The organism is Nitrosomonas sp. Nm58 (assembly GCF_900107335.1).
Lineage (GTDB): Bacteria > Pseudomonadota > Gammaproteobacteria > Burkholderiales > Nitrosomonadaceae > Nitrosomonas.
The window spans coordinates 1-15,977 of the sequence record NZ_FNPQ01000048.1 but is presented as its reverse complement, the minus strand read 5'-3'; the positions used below and the strand labels follow the sequence as shown (position 1 = coordinate 15,977).

32 protein-coding genes and 1 pseudogene are annotated in these 15,977 nt (G+C 37.8%); 30 read left to right on the top strand and 3 right to left on the bottom strand.

Annotation, left to right across the window (positions count from 1 at the left end; genetic code table 11):
• From BLW34_RS13065 to rplQ, 30 genes and pseudogenes are all read left to right on the top strand, one after another.
• Positions 1-94, top strand: a pseudogene (locus tag BLW34_RS13065) (elongation factor Tu); the annotation flags it as partial.
• A 69-nt stretch (positions 95-163) separates the two neighbouring features.
• On the top strand, positions 164-472 hold the full coding sequence (rpsJ, locus tag BLW34_RS13060; protein ID WP_090580412.1) for a 30S ribosomal protein S10: 309 nt from the start codon (positions 164-166) through the stop codon (positions 470-472).
• A 71-nt stretch (positions 473-543) separates the two neighbouring features.
• Positions 544-1,197 (top strand): 50S ribosomal protein L3, encoded by a 654-nt coding sequence (gene rplC / locus BLW34_RS13055; RefSeq protein WP_090580409.1) that lies wholly within the window; start codon positions 544-546, stop codon positions 1,195-1,197.
• Positions 1,198-1,255: 58 nt separating this feature from the next.
• Positions 1,256-1,873 (top strand): 50S ribosomal protein L4, encoded by a 618-nt coding sequence (rplD, locus tag BLW34_RS13050; protein WP_090580406.1) that lies wholly within the window; start codon positions 1,256-1,258, stop codon positions 1,871-1,873.
• Entirely contained in the window at positions 1,870-2,205 is a 336-nt protein-coding gene (gene rplW, locus BLW34_RS13045) for a 50S ribosomal protein L23 (protein ID WP_090580403.1), read from the top strand. Before rplD ends, rplW begins: the two co-directional genes overlap by 4 nt.
• A complete protein-coding gene (gene rplB / locus BLW34_RS13040; RefSeq protein ID WP_090580400.1) occupies positions 2,205-3,038 on the top strand; it encodes a 50S ribosomal protein L2 in 834 nt (277 codons plus the stop codon). Before rplW ends, rplB begins: the two co-directional genes overlap by 1 nt.
• Before the next feature lie 5 nt (positions 3,039-3,043).
• Positions 3,044-3,328 carry a 30S ribosomal protein S19 gene (rpsS, locus tag BLW34_RS13035; RefSeq protein WP_090543760.1) on the top strand — a complete coding sequence of 95 codons (285 nt, stop codon included), beginning with the start codon at positions 3,044-3,046 and terminating at the stop codon, positions 3,326-3,328.
• A gap of 11 nt (positions 3,329-3,339) precedes the next feature.
• On the top strand, positions 3,340-3,669 hold the full coding sequence (rplV, locus tag BLW34_RS13030) for a 50S ribosomal protein L22 (RefSeq protein WP_090580396.1): 330 nt from the start codon (positions 3,340-3,342) through the stop codon (positions 3,667-3,669).
• 33 nt (positions 3,670-3,702) lie between these two features.
• Positions 3,703-4,428: a 30S ribosomal protein S3 gene (rpsC, locus tag BLW34_RS13025; protein ID WP_090580393.1), complete on the top strand. Its 726-nt coding sequence runs from the start codon at positions 3,703-3,705 to the stop codon at positions 4,426-4,428.
• A 92-nt stretch (positions 4,429-4,520) separates the two neighbouring features.
• Positions 4,521-4,937: a 50S ribosomal protein L16 gene (gene rplP / locus BLW34_RS13020; protein ID WP_090580390.1), complete on the top strand. Its 417-nt coding sequence runs from the start codon at positions 4,521-4,523 to the stop codon at positions 4,935-4,937.
• 4 nt (positions 4,938-4,941) lie between these two features.
• Entirely contained in the window at positions 4,942-5,136 is a 195-nt protein-coding gene (gene rpmC / locus BLW34_RS13015; RefSeq protein ID WP_090580387.1) for a 50S ribosomal protein L29, read from the top strand.
• Entirely contained in the window at positions 5,133-5,387 is a 255-nt protein-coding gene (rpsQ, locus tag BLW34_RS13010) for a 30S ribosomal protein S17 (protein ID WP_090543770.1), read from the top strand. The genes rpmC and rpsQ overlap by 4 nt, the downstream gene beginning before the upstream one ends.
• A 164-nt stretch (positions 5,388-5,551) precedes the next feature.
• Positions 5,552-5,920, top strand: coding sequence for a 50S ribosomal protein L14 (gene rplN / locus BLW34_RS13005; RefSeq protein WP_090580383.1), 369 nt, complete (start codon positions 5,552-5,554; stop codon positions 5,918-5,920).
• A gap of 18 nt (positions 5,921-5,938) precedes the next feature.
• Complete coding sequence (gene rplX, locus BLW34_RS13000; protein WP_090580380.1) at positions 5,939-6,256, top strand: 50S ribosomal protein L24; 318 nt, start codon at positions 5,939-5,941, stop codon at positions 6,254-6,256.
• A gap of 20 nt (positions 6,257-6,276) precedes the next feature.
• Positions 6,277-6,816, top strand: coding sequence for a 50S ribosomal protein L5 (gene rplE, locus BLW34_RS12995; protein ID WP_090543775.1), 540 nt, complete (start codon positions 6,277-6,279; stop codon positions 6,814-6,816).
• Positions 6,817-6,823: 7 nt separating this feature from the next.
• Positions 6,824-7,129, top strand: coding sequence for a 30S ribosomal protein S14 (gene rpsN / locus BLW34_RS12990; RefSeq protein ID WP_090580377.1), 306 nt, complete (start codon positions 6,824-6,826; stop codon positions 7,127-7,129).
• 78 nt (positions 7,130-7,207) lie between these two features.
• Positions 7,208-7,603 (top strand): 30S ribosomal protein S8, encoded by a 396-nt coding sequence (rpsH, locus tag BLW34_RS12985; protein WP_090580374.1) that lies wholly within the window; start codon positions 7,208-7,210, stop codon positions 7,601-7,603.
• Positions 7,604-7,615: 12 nt separating this feature from the next.
• Positions 7,616-8,152: a 50S ribosomal protein L6 gene (rplF, locus tag BLW34_RS12980; protein ID WP_090580371.1), complete on the top strand. Its 537-nt coding sequence runs from the start codon at positions 7,616-7,618 to the stop codon at positions 8,150-8,152.
• Positions 8,153-8,168: 16 nt separating this feature from the next.
• Entirely contained in the window at positions 8,169-8,525 is a 357-nt protein-coding gene (rplR, locus tag BLW34_RS12975) for a 50S ribosomal protein L18 (RefSeq protein WP_090543783.1), read from the top strand.
• Between the two features lie 14 nt (positions 8,526-8,539).
• Positions 8,540-9,079 carry a 30S ribosomal protein S5 gene (gene rpsE, locus BLW34_RS12970; protein WP_090580368.1) on the top strand — a complete coding sequence of 180 codons (540 nt, stop codon included), beginning with the start codon at positions 8,540-8,542 and terminating at the stop codon, positions 9,077-9,079.
• On the top strand, positions 9,076-9,264 hold the full coding sequence (gene rpmD, locus BLW34_RS12965; RefSeq protein WP_090580365.1) for a 50S ribosomal protein L30: 189 nt from the start codon (positions 9,076-9,078) through the stop codon (positions 9,262-9,264). The genes rpsE and rpmD overlap by 4 nt, the downstream gene beginning before the upstream one ends.
• A 3-nt stretch (positions 9,265-9,267) precedes the next feature.
• Positions 9,268-9,762: a 50S ribosomal protein L15 gene (rplO, locus tag BLW34_RS12960; protein WP_090580362.1), complete on the top strand. Its 495-nt coding sequence runs from the start codon at positions 9,268-9,270 to the stop codon at positions 9,760-9,762.
• Positions 9,714-11,036 carry a preprotein translocase subunit SecY gene (gene secY, locus BLW34_RS12955; RefSeq protein ID WP_090580359.1) on the top strand — a complete coding sequence of 441 codons (1,323 nt, stop codon included), beginning with the start codon at positions 9,714-9,716 and terminating at the stop codon, positions 11,034-11,036. The genes rplO and secY overlap by 49 nt, the downstream gene beginning before the upstream one ends.
• A 15-nt stretch (positions 11,037-11,051) precedes the next feature.
• Positions 11,052-11,270: a translation initiation factor IF-1 gene (infA, locus tag BLW34_RS12950; RefSeq protein ID WP_090543793.1), complete on the top strand. Its 219-nt coding sequence runs from the start codon at positions 11,052-11,054 to the stop codon at positions 11,268-11,270.
• A 52-nt stretch (positions 11,271-11,322) separates the two neighbouring features.
• Positions 11,323-11,436 carry a 50S ribosomal protein L36 gene (rpmJ, locus tag BLW34_RS12945; protein WP_090543796.1) on the top strand — a complete coding sequence of 38 codons (114 nt, stop codon included), beginning with the start codon at positions 11,323-11,325 and terminating at the stop codon, positions 11,434-11,436.
• A gap of 40 nt (positions 11,437-11,476) precedes the next feature.
• Positions 11,477-11,836 carry a 30S ribosomal protein S13 gene (gene rpsM / locus BLW34_RS12940; protein ID WP_090580355.1) on the top strand — a complete coding sequence of 120 codons (360 nt, stop codon included), beginning with the start codon at positions 11,477-11,479 and terminating at the stop codon, positions 11,834-11,836.
• Positions 11,837-11,869: 33 nt separating this feature from the next.
• Positions 11,870-12,259 carry a 30S ribosomal protein S11 gene (gene rpsK / locus BLW34_RS12935; RefSeq protein ID WP_090543800.1) on the top strand — a complete coding sequence of 130 codons (390 nt, stop codon included), beginning with the start codon at positions 11,870-11,872 and terminating at the stop codon, positions 12,257-12,259.
• A 12-nt stretch (positions 12,260-12,271) separates the two neighbouring features.
• Entirely contained in the window at positions 12,272-12,898 is a 627-nt protein-coding gene (rpsD, locus tag BLW34_RS12930; RefSeq protein WP_090580352.1) for a 30S ribosomal protein S4, read from the top strand.
• A gap of 33 nt (positions 12,899-12,931) precedes the next feature.
• Positions 12,932-13,933 carry a DNA-directed RNA polymerase subunit alpha gene (gene rpoA, locus BLW34_RS12925; protein ID WP_090580349.1) on the top strand — a complete coding sequence of 334 codons (1,002 nt, stop codon included), beginning with the start codon at positions 12,932-12,934 and terminating at the stop codon, positions 13,931-13,933.
• Positions 13,923-14,318, top strand: a complete 396-nt coding sequence (gene rplQ, locus BLW34_RS12920; protein ID WP_090580346.1) for a 50S ribosomal protein L17 — start codon at positions 13,923-13,925, stop codon at positions 14,316-14,318. The genes rpoA and rplQ overlap by 11 nt, the downstream gene beginning before the upstream one ends.
• A 712-nt stretch (positions 14,319-15,030) precedes the next feature.
• Here rplQ and BLW34_RS17500 read toward each other — a convergent pair.
• The 3 genes from BLW34_RS17500 to BLW34_RS17490 all read right to left on the bottom strand — a co-directional run bounded on the left by BLW34_RS17500 (position 15,031) and on the right by BLW34_RS17490 (position 15,778).
• Positions 15,031-15,258, bottom strand: coding sequence for an integrase core domain-containing protein (locus BLW34_RS17500; protein WP_371263949.1), 228 nt, complete (start codon positions 15,256-15,258; stop codon positions 15,031-15,033).
• 46 nt (positions 15,259-15,304) lie between these two features.
• A complete protein-coding gene (locus BLW34_RS17495) occupies positions 15,305-15,502 on the bottom strand; it encodes a hypothetical protein (RefSeq protein WP_090580340.1) in 198 nt (65 codons plus the stop codon).
• A gap of 78 nt (positions 15,503-15,580) precedes the next feature.
• Positions 15,581-15,778 (bottom strand): IS3 family transposase, encoded by a 198-nt coding sequence (locus BLW34_RS17490; protein ID WP_090580336.1) that lies wholly within the window; start codon positions 15,776-15,778, stop codon positions 15,581-15,583.
• Between the last annotated feature and the right edge of the window lie 199 nt (positions 15,779-15,977).

Here is a 15,977-nt window from a genome sequence, read left to right as displayed (position 1 = left end):
TGCGCCAATTGCGATGGAGGAGGGGTTGCGTTTTGCAATTCGTGAGGGTGGTAGAACTGTTGGGGCTGGTGTCGTAGCTAAAATTATTGAGTAGAGTTATTGGTAATTAAGATAATGATCTAATTCAGGAATCTGAATATGACTTACTTATCCCAGGATTAATATGCAAAACCAGAAAATACGTATCCGCTTGAAAGCATTTGACTACCGATTGATAGATAAATCAGCAATGGAAATTGTAGAAACAGCAAAGCGTACAGGCGCGGTTGTTAAAGGGCCAGTTCCACTGCCGACGCGCATTGAGCGCTTTGATGTGTTGCGTTCTCCGCATGTGAACAAAACATCACGGGATCAATTTGAAATTCGTACTCATCTACGTTTAATGGATATATTAGATCCAACTGATAAAACAGTAGATGCGTTGATGAAGCTTGATTTGCCTGCAGGCGTTGATGTAGAGATTAAGTTATAGAGCTATAAGAAATATTGAAAATAGTGCTAGTACTAGCTTTCCAATAAAGATCTCAGCAAAGGAATAGATTGATGAATATAGGTTTGATCGGTAAAAAAATAGGGATGACTAGGATTTTTACTGATAATGGAGATAGTTTGCCTGTAACGGTGTTGGAAGTATCGAATAATCGAGTTACTCAAATTAAAAAAGTTGAGACTGATGGGTATAATGCGATACAGGTAACATATGGAAAGCAACATGCTAATCGATTAATTAAACCGATTCAGGGGCACTTCGCAAATGCTGGAGTAGAGGCTGGGCGTGTTATCAAAGAGTTTCGTGTGAACCCGGAAGAATTAAATGAGTTTAAAGCGGGAATGAGATTAGGGTTAGGCATGTTTCATGTCGGTCAGATTGTTGATGTGACCAGCAAAAGCATTGGTAAGGGTTTTTCTGGAACAATTAAAAGGCATAATTTCTCATCAAACAGGGCGAGTCATGGAAATTCAAAATCACATAATGTTCCCGGTTCGATTGGTATGGCGCAGGATCCAGGGCGAGTTTTTCCAGGAAAGAAAATGTCTGGAAGACTTGGTGGCGAGAAATGTACAATTCAGAATCTTGAGATTTTGCGTATAGATGTTGATAGAGAGTTAATTCATGTGAAAGGTGCTGTGCCAGGAGCCAAAGAGTCAATAGTGTTACTGCGAACTGGCATCAAGAGTAAGGCAAGAGTTAAATAAGAGATTATATATTTTTTGCAGTAAAAATAAATAAATCGTGAAGGAATAGGGGCCAGCAGTGGAAGCTAAATGTATCGGTTTTGATGGAACGGCTAGTGAAATATCAATTTCTGCGTCAGTTTTTGGAAGGGATTACAATGAAACACTAGTTCATCAAATTGTAACAGCATATATGTCGAATGCGAGGCGTGGTACACGTGCTCAGAAAGGCCGATCAGATATCACGAAATCTACGCATAAGCTTTGGAGGCAAAAGGGAACAGGTAGGGCTAGAGTAGGCGCTGCTTCCAATCCCTTGTGGAGAGGAGGGGGGAGGATCTTCCCTAGTAGCCCGCAAGAGAATTTTGCTCATAAAGTAAATAGAAAAATGTATCGAGTGGGGATATGCACGATTCTTTCCCGTTTACTAAGTGAAAATAGGTTGCACTTAATAGAGGAGTTTATTGTTAATACTCCAAAAACAAAGGAGTTTATAAACAAACTGCGGGCTCTAGATTTAACTAATGTGCTGATTATTACAGAAGAGATTGATAATAATCTTTATTTATCATCAAGAAATGTTCCAATGGTAAATGTTATTGATGTATCGCACATAGATCCAATAAGCTTATTAAAGCATAGCCATGTTCTAATTAGTCGTGGAGCAGCAACAAAAATTGAGGAATTGCTAAAATGAGATCGCGTAGTATCAATCATGAAAGAGCGCTACAAATTATTCTAGCACCTCAAATATCTGAAAAAGCTACATTGATTGCTGAAAAGAATAACCAAATAGTTTTTCGTGTGCTTCCTAGTGCTGATAAAGTTGAGATTAAAGCTGCTATTGAGTACCTGTGGAAATCTCAAAAAATTGAAGTTACTAAGGTGCAAATATCAAATGTTAAAGGAAAAGAGAAAAGATTTGGTCGAAACTTAGGGAAGCGATCAAATTGGAAAAAAGCATATGTGGGCATCAAAAAAGGACAGGAAATCAATTTTTCAGAACTCATACAGGGAGAGGATAAGTAATGACTTTAGAAAAAGTTAGACCAACTTCTCCTGGTCGGCGCGCAGTAATTAGGATTGTAAATAAGGATTTGCATAAAGGTAAACCTTATTCTGGACTGGTTGAAAAAAAGCAAAATACTGCGGGACGTAATAATAGTGGACGCATCACTCTTCGTCATAAAGGCGGTGGGCATAAAAGGAATTACCGAATTATAGATTTTCGTCGTAATAAAGATGGCATTCTCGCAAATGTAGAAAGAATAGAGTACGATCCTAATCGTAGTGCAAACATAGCATTGCTGTGTTACATGGATGGAGAGAGACGCTACATTATTGCTCCTAAAGATATTGAGGTTGGCAATAAATTGATAAGCGGAGTAAAAGCTCCAATTAAAACTGGGAATGCAATGCAGTTGCGACATATACCAATAGGTAGTACAGTGCATTGTATTGAGTTACAGCCTGGAAAGGGCGCTCAGTTGGTTCGGTCTGCAGGAGCATCTGCTCAATTACTTGCTCGTGAGGGTAGTTATACACAAATTCGATTACGCTCGGGAGAAATACGTAAAATACATATTGATTGTAGGGCTACAATCGGTGTTGTAGGAAACGATGAGCAGAGCTTGATTTCGCTAGGAAAAGCTGGAGCACGGCGATGGCGCGGTATTAGACCAACAGTTCGTGGTGTGGCAATGAATCCAATAGACCACCCACATGGTGGTGGAGAAGGTAAGACTGCGGCAGGTAGACATCCGGTGAGTCCTTGGGGATTGCCTACTAAAGGATTTCGTACTAGAAGAAATAAGCGTACAGATAACATGATTGTACGTCATCGATATTCTAAGAAGGGTTAAGTTTTATGGGGCGTTCTGTAAAAAAAGGTCCGTTTGTTGATGTAAGTCTTTATAACAAAATACTCGTTGCTCGAACAAACAATGACAAAAAACCAATTAAGACGTGGTCTCGACGGTCAACGATCGTTCCTGATTTTATTGGCTTGACTATTGCTGTGCATAATGGCAGACAGCATATACCAATATATATTACTGAGAATATGGTGGGACATAAATTAGGAGAGTTTTCACTCACTCGCACCTTCAAAGGCCACTCAGGCGATAAAAAAGCAGCCGGGTCTAGAAAATAGGAGCACAAATTATGCAAGCAACAGCAGTATTGCCCAGTATACGTCTATCTGCACAAAAAGGTCGCTTAGTGGCAGATCAAATCAGAGGATTGCAAGTTACAAAAGCAATTGAGTTATTAACTTTTAGTCCAAAAAAGGGATCTGCGATTATATTAAAAATTCTGGAATCAGCTATAGCAAATGCTGAGCATAATGAAGGTGCAGATATTGACGAATTGTGCATTTCTCAGATATTGGTCGATCGCGGAGCATCTTTAAAGCGCTTAAGCACTCGTGCGAAAGGCCGAGGCAATAGAATAGTAAAACCTACATGTCGTATTTTATTAACAGTTAGTGATTAATAATTAATAAATAAAAGAGCTTGCCTATAAATTATGGGACAAAAAATAAACCCAACAGGATTTCGTCTTTCTGTGCTAAAGAATTGGTCGTCAAAGTGGTTTGCGCATGGAAGAGCTTTCTCAAAGCTACTGAACGAAGATATTAAAGTACGAGAATATCTACAAAAAAAGTTGGCGCACGCTTCTGTCGGACAGGTAGTTATTGAGCGGCCATCTAAGAATGCACGAATAACTATATTTAGTTCGCGGCCCGGAATTGTAATAGGTAAGAAAGGTGAAGATATTGAGATTCTGAGGAAAGAGCTGGAGAAGATGATTCGTATTCCTGTTCATATAAATATTGAAGAGATACGAAAACCAGAGATTGATGCTCAATTGATTGCCGATAACATTGCTCAACAATTAGAAAAAAGAATTATGTTTAGAAGAGCAATGAAAAGAGCAATACAAAATGCAATGAGGCTGGGAGCGAATGGCATTAAGATTATGAGTTCAGGGCGGCTAAACGGCATTGAGATAGCACGGACAGAATGGTATCGGGAGGGGCGAGTGCCGCTACATACATTGCGGGCAGATGTTGATTATGCAACTTCTGAAGCCAGAACAACTTACGGAATTATTGGAATAAAAGTTTGGGTATTTAAAGGGGAGCAGCTCGAAGCCAGAAATAGGGATCTAAATACAAGCAGTCCATATCCGTTAGTAGCAGAGGAAAATAAAAAACGTACGAATAAAATTAATCAAGAAATAGCTTCTTGAACATAACTTATATGGCTTTATGGCTTTAATTTATAAATCTCTTCTGGCTAGAATATACGATATTTTTAATTAATTAAGGATTAAGAAATAAAATGCTTCAACCAGCAAGAACTAAATATCGCAAACAGCATAAGGGGCGAAATACTGGGATAGCTACTTGTGGCAATAAAATAAGCTTTGGCGAATACGGATTGAAGGCTGTAGGCCGAGGACGTATAACGGCCCGGCAGATTGAGGCGGCACGTAGGGCTATGACAAGGCATATAAAGCGAGGGGGAAGAATTTGGATCCGGATATTTCCTGATAAGCCTATTTCTCAAAAACCTGCTGAAGTTAGGATGGGAAAAGGAAAAGGTAATCCTGAATATTACGTATCTGAAATAAGGCCGGGAAAAATGCTATATGAAATGGATGGGGTTGATGAGCAATTGGCAAGGGAAGCATTTAGGCTTGCTGCAGCTAAGTTGCCAATAAGGACACTCTTTATAGTCCGGCATATAGGAAATTAAAGTAATGAAAGCAAATGAGCTAAAGAAAAAAAATTATGATGAATTAAAAACCGAATTAATGTCATTATTGAGAAGCCATTTTAATTTGCGGATTAGACATGCTACACAACAGCTTGAAAATGTATCTCAATTACGAAATGTTCGGCGAGATATTGCTAGGATTAGAACAGAACTTAATCAAAGAATTAAAATGTTATGAGTATAAATAATAAGCCAAATACACTCATCGGCAGAGTAGTAAGTGATAAAATGAGTAAAACAATAACAGTATTAGTTGAACGAAAAATAAAACATCCTCTTTATGGGAAAACTATTACACGTTCAAAAAAAATTCATGCCCACGATGAAAATGATCAATTTAATTTAGGTAATATTGTATTAATACAGGAAACAAGGCCTGTATCCAAAACAAAAGCATGGCGGGCAATCAAATTGCTGAGCGTTAATTAAAGGAAGTTGGCTAAATCAAATTCAAATATAAAGCAGTATTTAAATACAAAAGAGTTATTAAATTATCTTGAAGATAAGCAACACGATTACAAATCGAGATGATGCTAAATTAAAAAAGATTTCAAACTGTTTTTTTTTACTTATTCTACATGGATTAAGACACAATGATTCAACCTCAGACAATTCTTAATGTTGCTGACAACACAGGCGCTCGATCCGTAATGTGTATTAAAGTACTGGGAGGATCTAAGCGGCAATATGCAGGTATAGGTGATGTCATCAAAGTTGCTGTTAAAGATGCGGCGCCTCGCGGAAGAGTAAAAAAAGGTGAGGTTTATAATGCGGTTGTTGTTCGTACAGCAAAGGGAGTTCGGAGATCTGATGGATCGTTGATCAAATTTGATGGGAATGCTGCGGTAATTCTAAATACAAAGTTAGAGCCTATCGGAACACGTATTTTTGGTCCGGTTACAAGAGAGCTGCGGACATCGCGGTTTATGAAGATAGTGTCACTAGCGCCCGAAGTAATATGAAAGTATTCAGGTATTAATATGAAGAAAATAAAGAAAGGTGATGAGGTTATAATCTGCTGCGGAAAAGATAAAGGTAAGCGAGGTGTAGTGCTTCGTTATGAGACCGATAGCTACGTAGTAATTCAAGGGTTAAATAAGACGAAGAAGCATGTAAAACCTAATCCATCAAAGGGTATAGTGGGTGGCATATCTGAGTTTGAAAAACCCATACATGTGTCAAATGTTTCGATCTATAATCCTACAACTAAAAAAGCTGATAGGGTTGGTTATAGATTTAACGATAATAATATTAAAATACGTATTTTTAAATCTAATAACGATCTGATTGGCGCTTAATAAGGGGATATATAGAATAAATGGCCAGACTACAGGAATTTTATAATCAAACTGTGAAGCAAGAGCTAATGCTTCAATTTAATTATAAATCAGTTATGGAAGTGCCGCGGATCACCAAAATAACGCTTAATATTGGTGTGGGCGACGCTACATCGGATAAGAAAAAAATTGAAAATGCTCTTAATGATCTTGAGAGCATTAGCGGTCAGAAGCCAATAACAACAAAAGCGAGGAAGTCCATCGCGGCTTTTAAAGTAAGAGTTGGCTATCCCATAGGATGTATGGTTACTCTACGTGGTAAAAGAATGTTCGAATTTTTAGATAGATTAATCAATGTTGCTATTCCTAGAATCAGGGATTTCCGTGGAATTTCAGGTAAGGGATTTGACGGCAGAGGAAATTATAACATGGGAATTAAAGAGCAGATTATCTTTCCTGAAATTGAATATGAAAAAATTGATGCACTGAGAGGAATGAATATTACTCTTACGACTACGGCAAAGACTGACTTGGAAGCAAAGGCATTGCTTGCGGCTTTCAAATTTCCATTTAAAAGTTGAGACTAGGATGGCTAAAAAGGCAATTATTAATAGAAATTTAAAAAGGCAAGAAATCGTAAAAAAATACTTGAGTGTTAGGAAATCCTTAACACTCATCATAAATGATAATGAAGCAAGTTATCAGGAAAAGGATGAGGCTAGAAAGAAATTGCAAATGCTGCCAAGAGATTCTAGCTTAACAAGATTACGAAACAGATGTGAGCTGACTGGAAGAGCTAGGGGTTATTATCGAAAGTTCGGTTTGGGGCGAAGTAAATTAAGAGAACTTGCTATGAGTGGACAAATACCAGGAATCATGAAAGCGAGTTGGTAAGTATTATCTTTGTAATTGAAAAACACAATTAATATAAATTTTAAGATAAATTCAAGAAGGTTTTGATAGGTGTAAATTATGAGTCTAACGGATCCGATAGCTGATATGTTAACCCGCATAAGAAATGGGCAATTATCTCAAAAATCCTCAGTGCTCATGAGTTCCTCTCGATTAAAAAAAGCTATCGCCCAGGTGCTTAAAGAAGAAGGTTATATTGAAGATTTTCAAATAGGTGTAGATAAAGGAAAAACAAATTTGGAAATCAAGCTAAAATACTACAATGGATATCCTGTAATAGAAAAAATATCTAAAATTAGCCGTCCTGGATTAAGAGTATATAAATCTTGTAGCGAATTGCCGCGGGTAATGAATGGTCTAGGAATTGCAATTATATCAACTTCGAAAGGTGTGATGACTGAACAAAAAGCACGACTGAACCGTGTGGGTGGCGAGGTTCTATGTACTGTTGCTTAAGGGGTAAATGAAATGTCGCGAATCAGTAAAAAACCAATTCAAGTGCCGAGTAATGTGAATGTCACTATATCTAATAGTGAAATTGTTATTACGGGTCCGTTAGGTTCGTTGCATCAAGAGATATCTAATGAGCATATTAAGATATCTAGTGAAAATAATATATTGCTTGTTAATTCAACAAATTCTACCAAACATGCGCATTCATTGTCAGGAACGATGCGATCTTTAATTAACAACATGATAGCTGGAGTAACTGCCGGTTTTGAAAAACGGTTAAATATTATTGGCGTGGGATATCGTGCTCAGGCTGCTGGTAATATATTAAACATGAGTCTCGGTTTTTCACATCCAATTGCTTATAAAATGCCTAGTGGAATCACTGTTGAAACACCAACACAAACAGAGGTTGTGATTAAAGGAATTAATAAGCAACAGGTAGGGCAGATTGCGGCTGAAATACGTTCATTTCGTCGTCCAGAGCCGTACAAAGGTAAAGGAGTGCGTTATTCTGATGAAGTTATAACGCTTAAAGAAACCAAGAAAAAATAATATATAGTAAAAAAACATGAAAACCCTTAAGCTATCCCGTCTGCGTCGAGCACGTGAAACACGAGCTAAAATAGCATTGCTTAAAGCTTACCGGCTATCAGTACATCGCAGTAATAAGCATATATATGCACAAATAATAGATGACAGTAATAATAAGGTGCTGGTTAGCGCATCAACACTTGAGAGCGAAGTTAGAAATAAAATACCAAATGGCGGTACAGTAAAAGCTGCTGAATATATTGGTCAAAGATTAGCTGAAAAATCTAAAGAGCTTGGTATTGATACTATAGCTTTCGATCGATCTGGATATAAGTATCATGGTAGGGTCAGAGCATTAGCTGAGGGTGCTCGAAATGGTGGTATCAAATTTTGAGATGAGGAATCTTAATGTCTAGAGCTTCAAAACTGCAAAATATTTCCTCGGCAAATGAGAATCAAGCCGATGATCTTAAAGAAAAAATGGTTTCAATTAATCGTGTCACTAAAGTTGTGAAAGGCGGTCGTATCCTAGCTTTTGCAGCATTGACTGTTGTGGGAGATGGTAACGGTAGAATTGGGATGGGAAAAGGGAAATCAAGAGAGGTGCCCGTTGCCGTACAAAAAGCTATGGATGAAGCCCGCCGTAAAATGGTGAAAATTGACTTAAAAAATGGCACACTTCAGCATGCCGTGATTGGAAAGCATGGGGCCGCTAAAGTTTATATGCAGCCTGCTTCTGAGGGGACCGGTATAATTGCAGGTGGGCCGATGAGAGCGATTTTTGAAGTTATGGGTATAAGTAACATACTTGCTAAATGTATTGGATCAACTAATCCGTATAACGTTATCCGAGCTACTATACAGGGACTCGAGTCTATACGCACGCCTTCAATGATAGCTTCCAAAAGAAATAAAAATCTAGAGGAAATAACAGGAGGATCGAAATGACAGAAAATGATAATAAGAATTTGAGTGTGAGATTAATTAAGAGTCTGATTGGAAAAAGAGACTCTCATCGTCGAATCGTTGTAGGACTAGGATTGAAGAAGATTAACAGTGTTGCGATATTACAAGATAGTCCCTCGCTTCGGGGTATGCTAAATAAGGTTGCATATATGGTTAAGGTTGAGTAGCAAATGTATTTAAATAACATAAAATCTAACGAAGACACTAAAAAATCTCGGAAAAGAGTGGGTAGAGGTATTGGTTCGGGAAATGGTAAGACTGCCGGACGTGGCCATAAAGGACAGAAATCCAGAGCAGGTGGCTTTCATAAAATAGGTTTTGAGGGCGGCCAAATGCCTTTACATCGACGCTTGCCAAAACGTGGATTTAAATCCCCTTGCAATAGATTAGTTAAAGAAATCAGACTTTCTTTAATTTCTGATGCATTTGAAAAAATTGATGGTATTGAAGATTTAAAGAAGACTGGAGTAATCTCTAAATCTGTTCGATCTGTAAAAGTTTTATACGATAAAGAAATTAAAACAGCTTTAATGATAAAAGGATTAACAATATCAAAGAATGCAAGAAAGGCTATTGTTAATGCTGGCGGGACTGTTGAATTAATAAAGGAATTGGATTGGCTGCAAATAAATTTAATAAAAGTGCGAATAGATATTCGGATCTAAAACGTAGGTTGTGGTTTTTGTTATTTGCGCTAATAGTTTACCGAATTGGTGCGCATGTACCCGTGCCTGGTATAGATCCGGTTGTTTTGAAGAATTTATTCGATACGCAGGAAGGAGGCATATTGGGTATGTTTAATATGTTCTCTGGGGGAGCGTTATCGCGCTTTTCAATATTTGCATTAGGTATAATGCCATATATTTCGGCATCCATTATAATGCAGCTAGGAAGTGTAGCAATTCCATATCTTGAGGCGCTAAAAAAAGAAGGCGAATCTGGAAGAAGAAAAATAACACAATATACTCGCTATGGGACGGTGGCATTAGCATTAATTCAAAGTTATGGAATATCAATGGCATTGCTAGCGCAACCTGGATTAGTAATAGATCCAGGTGCTTTTTTTATTGTAACAACAGTTGTTACATTGGTAACCGGGACTATTTTTTTGATGTGGCTTGGAGAGCAAATTACTGAGCGTGGCATAGGTAACGGAATATCACTCATTATTTTTGCTGGAATAGCGGCTGGTTTGCCTGCTGCTATAGGTGGAACTCTTGAGTTGGTTCGAACAGGCGCAATGAATTTTCTTATCGCCTTAGGTATATTTATAGCGATAATTTGTGTAACTGGATTTGTGGTTTTTGTTGAGCGAGGACAAAGGAAAATATTAGTTAACTATGCTAAGCGTCAAGTAGGGAAGCAGGTATTTGGAGGGCAGAGTTCGCACCTTCCCTTGAAGTTGAATATGTCTGGTGTAATACCGCCTATCTTCGCTTCTAGTATTATTCTGTTCCCCGCTACGATAGCTGGTTGGCTCTCGACTGATCAGTCAATGACTTGGTTAAAAGATATCAGTGGTGCACTTTCTCCTGGTCAGCCAATGTATGTAATGCTTTATGCCGCTATGATTGTATTTTTTTGCTTTTTTTATACCGCACTAGTTTTTAATCCAAAAGAAACGGCAGATAATCTAAAAAAGAGTGGTGCTTTTATACCAGGTATTCGACCAGGAGAGCAAACAACTCGATTTATTGAGCGTATCATGCTTCGACTTACCTTAGCTGGGTCAATTTATGTTACCTTGGTTTGTCTATTGCCTGAATTCCTGATTTTGAAATGGAACGTACCTTTCTATTTTGGTGGTACTTCTTTGCTTATAATAGTCGTTGTAACTATGGATTTTATGGCGCAAGTTCAATCACATGTTATGTCAACTCAATATGAAAGTTTGCTTAAGAAAACTAATTTCAAAAATAATCTTAATATCTCAAAATAGAGTGTTGCAATAATAATGGCAAAAGAAGAAACAATTCAAATGCAGGGTGAGGTACTTGAAACATTGCCAAATGCTACATTTAAAGTAAAACTTGAGAATGGTCATATTGTTCTAGGACATATATCGGGAAAAATGCGTATGAATTACATACGTATCTTGCCTGGTGATAAAGTAACTGTTGATTTAACACCTTATGACTTAACTAAGGCCAGAATAACTTTTAGAACTAAATAAGCTAAGAACTCTACGTAAGAAAAATCACCTAATTCAAATAAAGGACAATCAATTGAAAGTGCACGCTTCTGTAAAGAGAATATGCAGGAATTGTAAAATAATTAGACGCCATAGAGTTTTAAGGGTTGTTTGTGTAGATCCAAGGCATAAGCAACGACAAGGCTAATGATTTAGTATTGGTTAATAAATAATTACAAGGTGAGCAAATGGCGCGTATAGCCGGAGTTAATATACCTAATAATCAGCATGTGAGAATTGCCTTAACAGCAATATATGGGATTGGCAATTCAATATCAAAAAAAATATGCAATGAATTAGGGATTGCTGAATTCATTAAGCTAAAAGATATATCAGAAGATCAATTAGATCAACTACGTGAGAAAATTTCCAAATATACAGTTGAGGGAGATTTGAGGCGTGAGATATCAATGAATATTAAAAGATTAATGGATCTGGGATGTTACCGGGGATTACGTCATAGAAGAGGTTTGCCAGTAAGAGGTCAGCGTACTAGAACTAACGCTAGAACAAGAAAGGGTCCCCGAAAATCTGCTAATATTCGATAAACGATTTAAAATGTAAATATAAGGTAAGGATTAATGGCAAAGACTCAACAAAGATTGCGAAAAAAAATCAAAAAAAATATTGTTGAAGGGATAGCGCACATACATGCGTCATTTAATAATACAATAGTTACGATTTCGGATAGACAAGGCAATGCATTGTCATGGGCAACCTCCGGTGGAGCCGGATTTAAGGGGTCACGTAAAAGTACACCTTTCGCTGCTCAAATTGCGGCTGAACAAGCTAGTAAGATTGCTCATGAATATGGAATAAAAAATTTAGAAGTTCGTATTAAAGGACCTGGGCCAGGCAGAGATTCCGCGGTAAGATCATTAAATGCAGCAGGATTCAAAATAACTAGCATATCCGATGTTACTCCTGTACCGCATAATGGATGTCGACCACCAAAAAAACGTCGAATTTGAGAGGATTATTTAGTGGCTAGAAATCTTGAACCAAAGTGTCGGCAATGCCGTCGAGAAGGAGAAAAATTATTCTTGAAAGGCGATAAATGCTTCTCAAGTAAGTGTGGAATAGAAAGGAGAAATTATGCTCCGGGGCAGCACGGTCAGAAAAAGAGTAGAATTTCTGATTATGGCTTGCAGTTAAGAGAAAAACAGAAGGTGCGTCGAATTTATGGTGTACTTGAACGTCAATTTAGAATAATTTACAGATTAGCTGATAAAAAGCGTGGAGTAACTGGCGAAAATTTGTTGCAGCTACTGGAGAGTAGATTGGACAATATTGCATATCACATGGGATTTGGATCATCTAGATCAGAATCAAGGCAGGTAGTTAGGCACAACTGTATTTTAGTGAATGGGAGACGAGTTAATATACCTTCTTATCAAGTTCTGCCTGGTGATATTATTGAGGTTACTGATAAAGCAAAAAACCATATTAAAATTAAATCTGCTCTTGAAACTGCAGAGCAGCGTGGATTTCCTGCATGGCTAGATGTTGATGTTAAGGCTATGAAAGGAAAATATAAAATGAAACCAGAAAGATCTGAATTGTCATCAACTATCAATGAATCTTTGATAGTTGAGTTATACTCAAAATAATTGGATATTGTCTTTCTTGTTAAGGGTTTTTATATGTCAAGTAGTCCGTATCTTATACCTAGAATAATAGAGGTGCAAAATATAACTCCGGTTCAAGCTAGGGTTATTATGGAACCGTTTGAACGAGGATATGGTTATACATTAGGTAATGCATTACGAAGAGTATTGCTATCCTCTATGCCTGGCACTGCAGCGACGGAAGTGCGTATAGCGGGTATTGTTCATGAATATTCGGCACTTGAAGGAATCCAGGAAGATGTTATTGATATACTATTAAATCTAAAGAATATAGTATTTAAACTTCATAACAATACTAAATCAACATTAATATTAAAGAAGCATATTGATGGTGTTGTTACAGCTGCTGATATTGAAAGTACCCATGATGTAGAAATAATCAACCCTAATCATGTTATAGCGCATATAGTAAAAGGTGGAAAGATAGATATGCAGATTACAGTTGAAAAAGGGCGGGGTTATGTTCCAGCAACTTTACGAAGAACTGAGGAGAAGGATAGTCAAGTTGGAAGTATTTTATTGGATGCCTCTTTTAGTCCAATAAGGAAAGTTAGTTATACTGTTGAGAATGCTCGCGTTGAGCAACGAACTGATTTAGATAAATTGGTAATTGATATTGAAACCAATGGATCTGTAGACCCAGAGGAAGCGATACGCTACGCGGCAAGAGTATTGGTAGATCAACTATCTGTTTTTGCCGAGCTCGAAACTACACCTCTTCTTAAAGAGCAACCTAAGGTGCCGCAAATAGATCCTATACTATTACGCCCTGTTGATGATTTGGAGTTAACCGTACGTTCAGCTAACTGTTTAAAAGTTGAAAATATTTATTACATTGGTGATTTGATTCAGCGCACAGAAGCTGAATTATTAAGAACCCCAAATTTAGGAAGAAAATCACTTAATGAAATTAAAGAAGTTCTGGCTGCACGAGATTTATCTTTAGGGATGAAATTAGAAAATTGGCCGCCGGCTAATCTTGATAATCAAGGAAAGGAAACTGGCCATGCGTCATAGAAATGGTTTAAGAAAATTAAATCGTACAAGTAGTCATAGATTAGCAATGTTTCGCAATATGACTAACGCACTACTCCGTCACGAAATTATAAAAACTACTTTGCCTAAGGCAAAAGAATTGCGACGAGTTGTTGAACCACTCATTACTATAGGAAAAGATCCTAGTATTGTGAATAAAAGAATGGCTTTCGATCGTTTGCGTGATCGAGAAATGGTTGTAAAGCTATTTTCAGATTTTGGTCCTCGTTACAAGCTTCGTAATGGAGGTTATTTAAAAATTCTGAAATATGGGTATAGAAAGGGTGATAATGCACCTATGGCAATAGTCGAGCTTGTTGACCGCTCTCATGAAGAAAACTCATTAACTAATCAGAGAAATGATTAAGACTACTATTTGATTTGAGTTTGATGAAAAGAATTAGAGAGTTTATATCTTGAATATTCCTATTAGGATGGAGTGTTATACTTTGTATGAGTAACTAAATGAAATCTAATAAATAGATTTTATTACTATTTATATTAGCCTTAATCTAGATTAACATCATACTTGTAAAAGAGAGCGTTATCGAGTTTGATATGGACATCTAAATCTTTAATCAAACATAAAGAAGGGTAACGCTCATAATGCTCACTCACGATCGAATCATAAAGCATAAAATTAAATTACTTAATCTTGCTGAAGAGCTTTAAGATATTTTAAAAGTTTCCAAGATTAAGGGTGCATTCAGAGATGCGTTTTATCATGCAGGAATTAATAGAGATAAATACCCTAGAAGTATAGATCAATTAGAATAGTCGTATACGAATTTCAAGAGTCGCGTAGATAAAACTTCAGAATAAGCGATTGTAGACTATGCGATTGAGTATACAGTCCATGAACAAGATCGAATTAGTAGTGAGTAATGTCAATATTGCTGTGTCTAAGAGGCTGTTTGGAAATTCTGAGTGCTAGCAGTTCGTTGCAGCATTAGCATTACGGATTGACTTATAATAGCCATGGTTCTTATACATCATGCAACTCTTGACGGAGGTGAATCGCTCGGGGTTTTCTGGAGACTATTAGGTCTGAGTCAAGCTGCATCAGCTGGCTCCTTTAATTAGCGATAATATGCCATTTCGAATTCAGCCGGTGGAATATTTCCAATCGGCTCCAATAACTGGCGATTGTTGGGCCAATCCACCCATTCCAAAGTGGCAAATTCCACTTCATCAATAGTGCGCCAGGGCTCGCGATGCCGTATGACCACTGTTTTGTATAATCCATTAATTGTTTCGGCCAACGCATTGTCATAAGAGTCGCCGACACTACCAACAGAGGCTTCAATATTGACTTCTGCCAGACGTTCCGTATAGCAAATCGAGAGATATTGGCTACCCTGTCTCTATGATGGGATTGGTCCCTTGGTTTCCCGCCGCGCCCATTATGCCTGTTCCATTGCATCGAGCGCCATATCGGTATGCAAGGATCGGCTGACCCGCTAGTCGACCGACGGCAAAAACATCCGTGATAAAAGCCACATAAATAAATTCCGTCCACCTTGCAGCAAAGGCAATGTCCGCAACCCACAATTGATTTGGCTGGGTTGCCGCGAATTGCCGATTAACTTTATCTGTTGGCTGGGCAAGTAAGTCATCTGTAATCGTTGTTCAACATTGTCTATCGCGCCTGACACCTTGCAATTCAAGCTTCTTCATCAGCCGTTCAACGGTGCAGCGAGCAGCAACAATGCCTTCTCGTAGCAACTGCCGCCAGACTTTGCTGGCGCCATAAACTTTGAAATTATTCTTCCATACACGCTGTATGTCGCTTTTAAGCTCCTTATCCCGCTTGATGCGATCAGGCATCGATCAGGATCTCGTTCGCGCGCTTTGTGTTCATAGTAACTCGACGGGGCAATCTGAATTTGCTTGCAGATCGGCTTGACACTGTACTGTTCTTTATATTGATCGTAAGCGTTCAACGCTACCACCTATTATTGTTTCTGCATTAGTGATTTAATGAACTCCGGTGTTAAGGGTAACAATTCATCGATACGACTGTTGG

What these genes read in the sequence shown, in the direction of transcription:
- rplB (WP_090580400.1), top strand. Translation starts at nt 2,205, where the DNA reads ATGACTTTAGAAAAAGTTAGACCAACTTCTCCTGGTCGGCGCGCAGTA.
- rpsJ (WP_090580412.1), top strand. Translation starts at nt 164, where the DNA reads ATGCAAAACCAGAAAATACGTATCCGCTTGAAAGCATTTGACTACCGA.
- rplC (WP_090580409.1), top strand. Translation starts at nt 544, where the DNA reads ATGAATATAGGTTTGATCGGTAAAAAAATAGGGATGACTAGGATTTTT.
- rpsN (WP_090580377.1), top strand. Translation starts at nt 6,824, where the DNA reads ATGGCTAAAAAGGCAATTATTAATAGAAATTTAAAAAGGCAAGAAATC.
- rplW (WP_090580403.1), top strand. Translation starts at nt 1,870, where the DNA reads ATGAGATCGCGTAGTATCAATCATGAAAGAGCGCTACAAATTATTCTA.
- rpsC (WP_090580393.1), top strand. Translation starts at nt 3,703, where the DNA reads ATGGGACAAAAAATAAACCCAACAGGATTTCGTCTTTCTGTGCTAAAG.
- rplF (WP_090580371.1), top strand. Translation starts at nt 7,616, where the DNA reads ATGTCGCGAATCAGTAAAAAACCAATTCAAGTGCCGAGTAATGTGAAT.
- rplE (WP_090543775.1), top strand. Translation starts at nt 6,277, where the DNA reads ATGGCCAGACTACAGGAATTTTATAATCAAACTGTGAAGCAAGAGCTA.
- rplP (WP_090580390.1), top strand. Translation starts at nt 4,521, where the DNA reads ATGCTTCAACCAGCAAGAACTAAATATCGCAAACAGCATAAGGGGCGA.
- rpsM (WP_090580355.1), top strand. Translation starts at nt 11,477, where the DNA reads ATGGCGCGTATAGCCGGAGTTAATATACCTAATAATCAGCATGTGAGA.
- rplO (WP_090580362.1), top strand. Translation starts at nt 9,268, where the DNA reads ATGTATTTAAATAACATAAAATCTAACGAAGACACTAAAAAATCTCGG.
- rplN (WP_090580383.1), top strand. Translation starts at nt 5,552, where the DNA reads ATGATTCAACCTCAGACAATTCTTAATGTTGCTGACAACACAGGCGCT.
- rpsK (WP_090543800.1), top strand. Translation starts at nt 11,870, where the DNA reads ATGGCAAAGACTCAACAAAGATTGCGAAAAAAAATCAAAAAAAATATT.
- rpsS (WP_090543760.1), top strand. Translation starts at nt 3,044, where the DNA reads ATGGGGCGTTCTGTAAAAAAAGGTCCGTTTGTTGATGTAAGTCTTTAT.
- rpsH (WP_090580374.1), top strand. Translation starts at nt 7,208, where the DNA reads ATGAGTCTAACGGATCCGATAGCTGATATGTTAACCCGCATAAGAAAT.
- rplQ (WP_090580346.1), top strand. Translation starts at nt 13,923, where the DNA reads ATGCGTCATAGAAATGGTTTAAGAAAATTAAATCGTACAAGTAGTCAT.
- rpmC (WP_090580387.1), top strand. Translation starts at nt 4,942, where the DNA reads ATGAAAGCAAATGAGCTAAAGAAAAAAAATTATGATGAATTAAAAACC.
- rplX (WP_090580380.1), top strand. Translation starts at nt 5,939, where the DNA reads ATGAAGAAAATAAAGAAAGGTGATGAGGTTATAATCTGCTGCGGAAAA.
- rpsE (WP_090580368.1), top strand. Translation starts at nt 8,540, where the DNA reads ATGTCTAGAGCTTCAAAACTGCAAAATATTTCCTCGGCAAATGAGAAT.
- infA (WP_090543793.1), top strand. Translation starts at nt 11,052, where the DNA reads ATGGCAAAAGAAGAAACAATTCAAATGCAGGGTGAGGTACTTGAAACA.
- BLW34_RS17490 (WP_090580336.1), bottom strand. Translation starts at nt 15,778, where the DNA reads ATGCCTGATCGCATCAAGCGGGATAAGGAGCTTAAAAGCGACATACAG.
- rpmD (WP_090580365.1), top strand. Translation starts at nt 9,076, where the DNA reads ATGACAGAAAATGATAATAAGAATTTGAGTGTGAGATTAATTAAGAGT.
- rpsQ (WP_090543770.1), top strand. Translation starts at nt 5,133, where the DNA reads ATGAGTATAAATAATAAGCCAAATACACTCATCGGCAGAGTAGTAAGT.
- rplR (WP_090543783.1), top strand. Translation starts at nt 8,169, where the DNA reads ATGAAAACCCTTAAGCTATCCCGTCTGCGTCGAGCACGTGAAACACGA.
- rpoA (WP_090580349.1), top strand. Translation starts at nt 12,932, where the DNA reads ATGTCAAGTAGTCCGTATCTTATACCTAGAATAATAGAGGTGCAAAAT.
- rplV (WP_090580396.1), top strand. Translation starts at nt 3,340, where the DNA reads ATGCAAGCAACAGCAGTATTGCCCAGTATACGTCTATCTGCACAAAAA.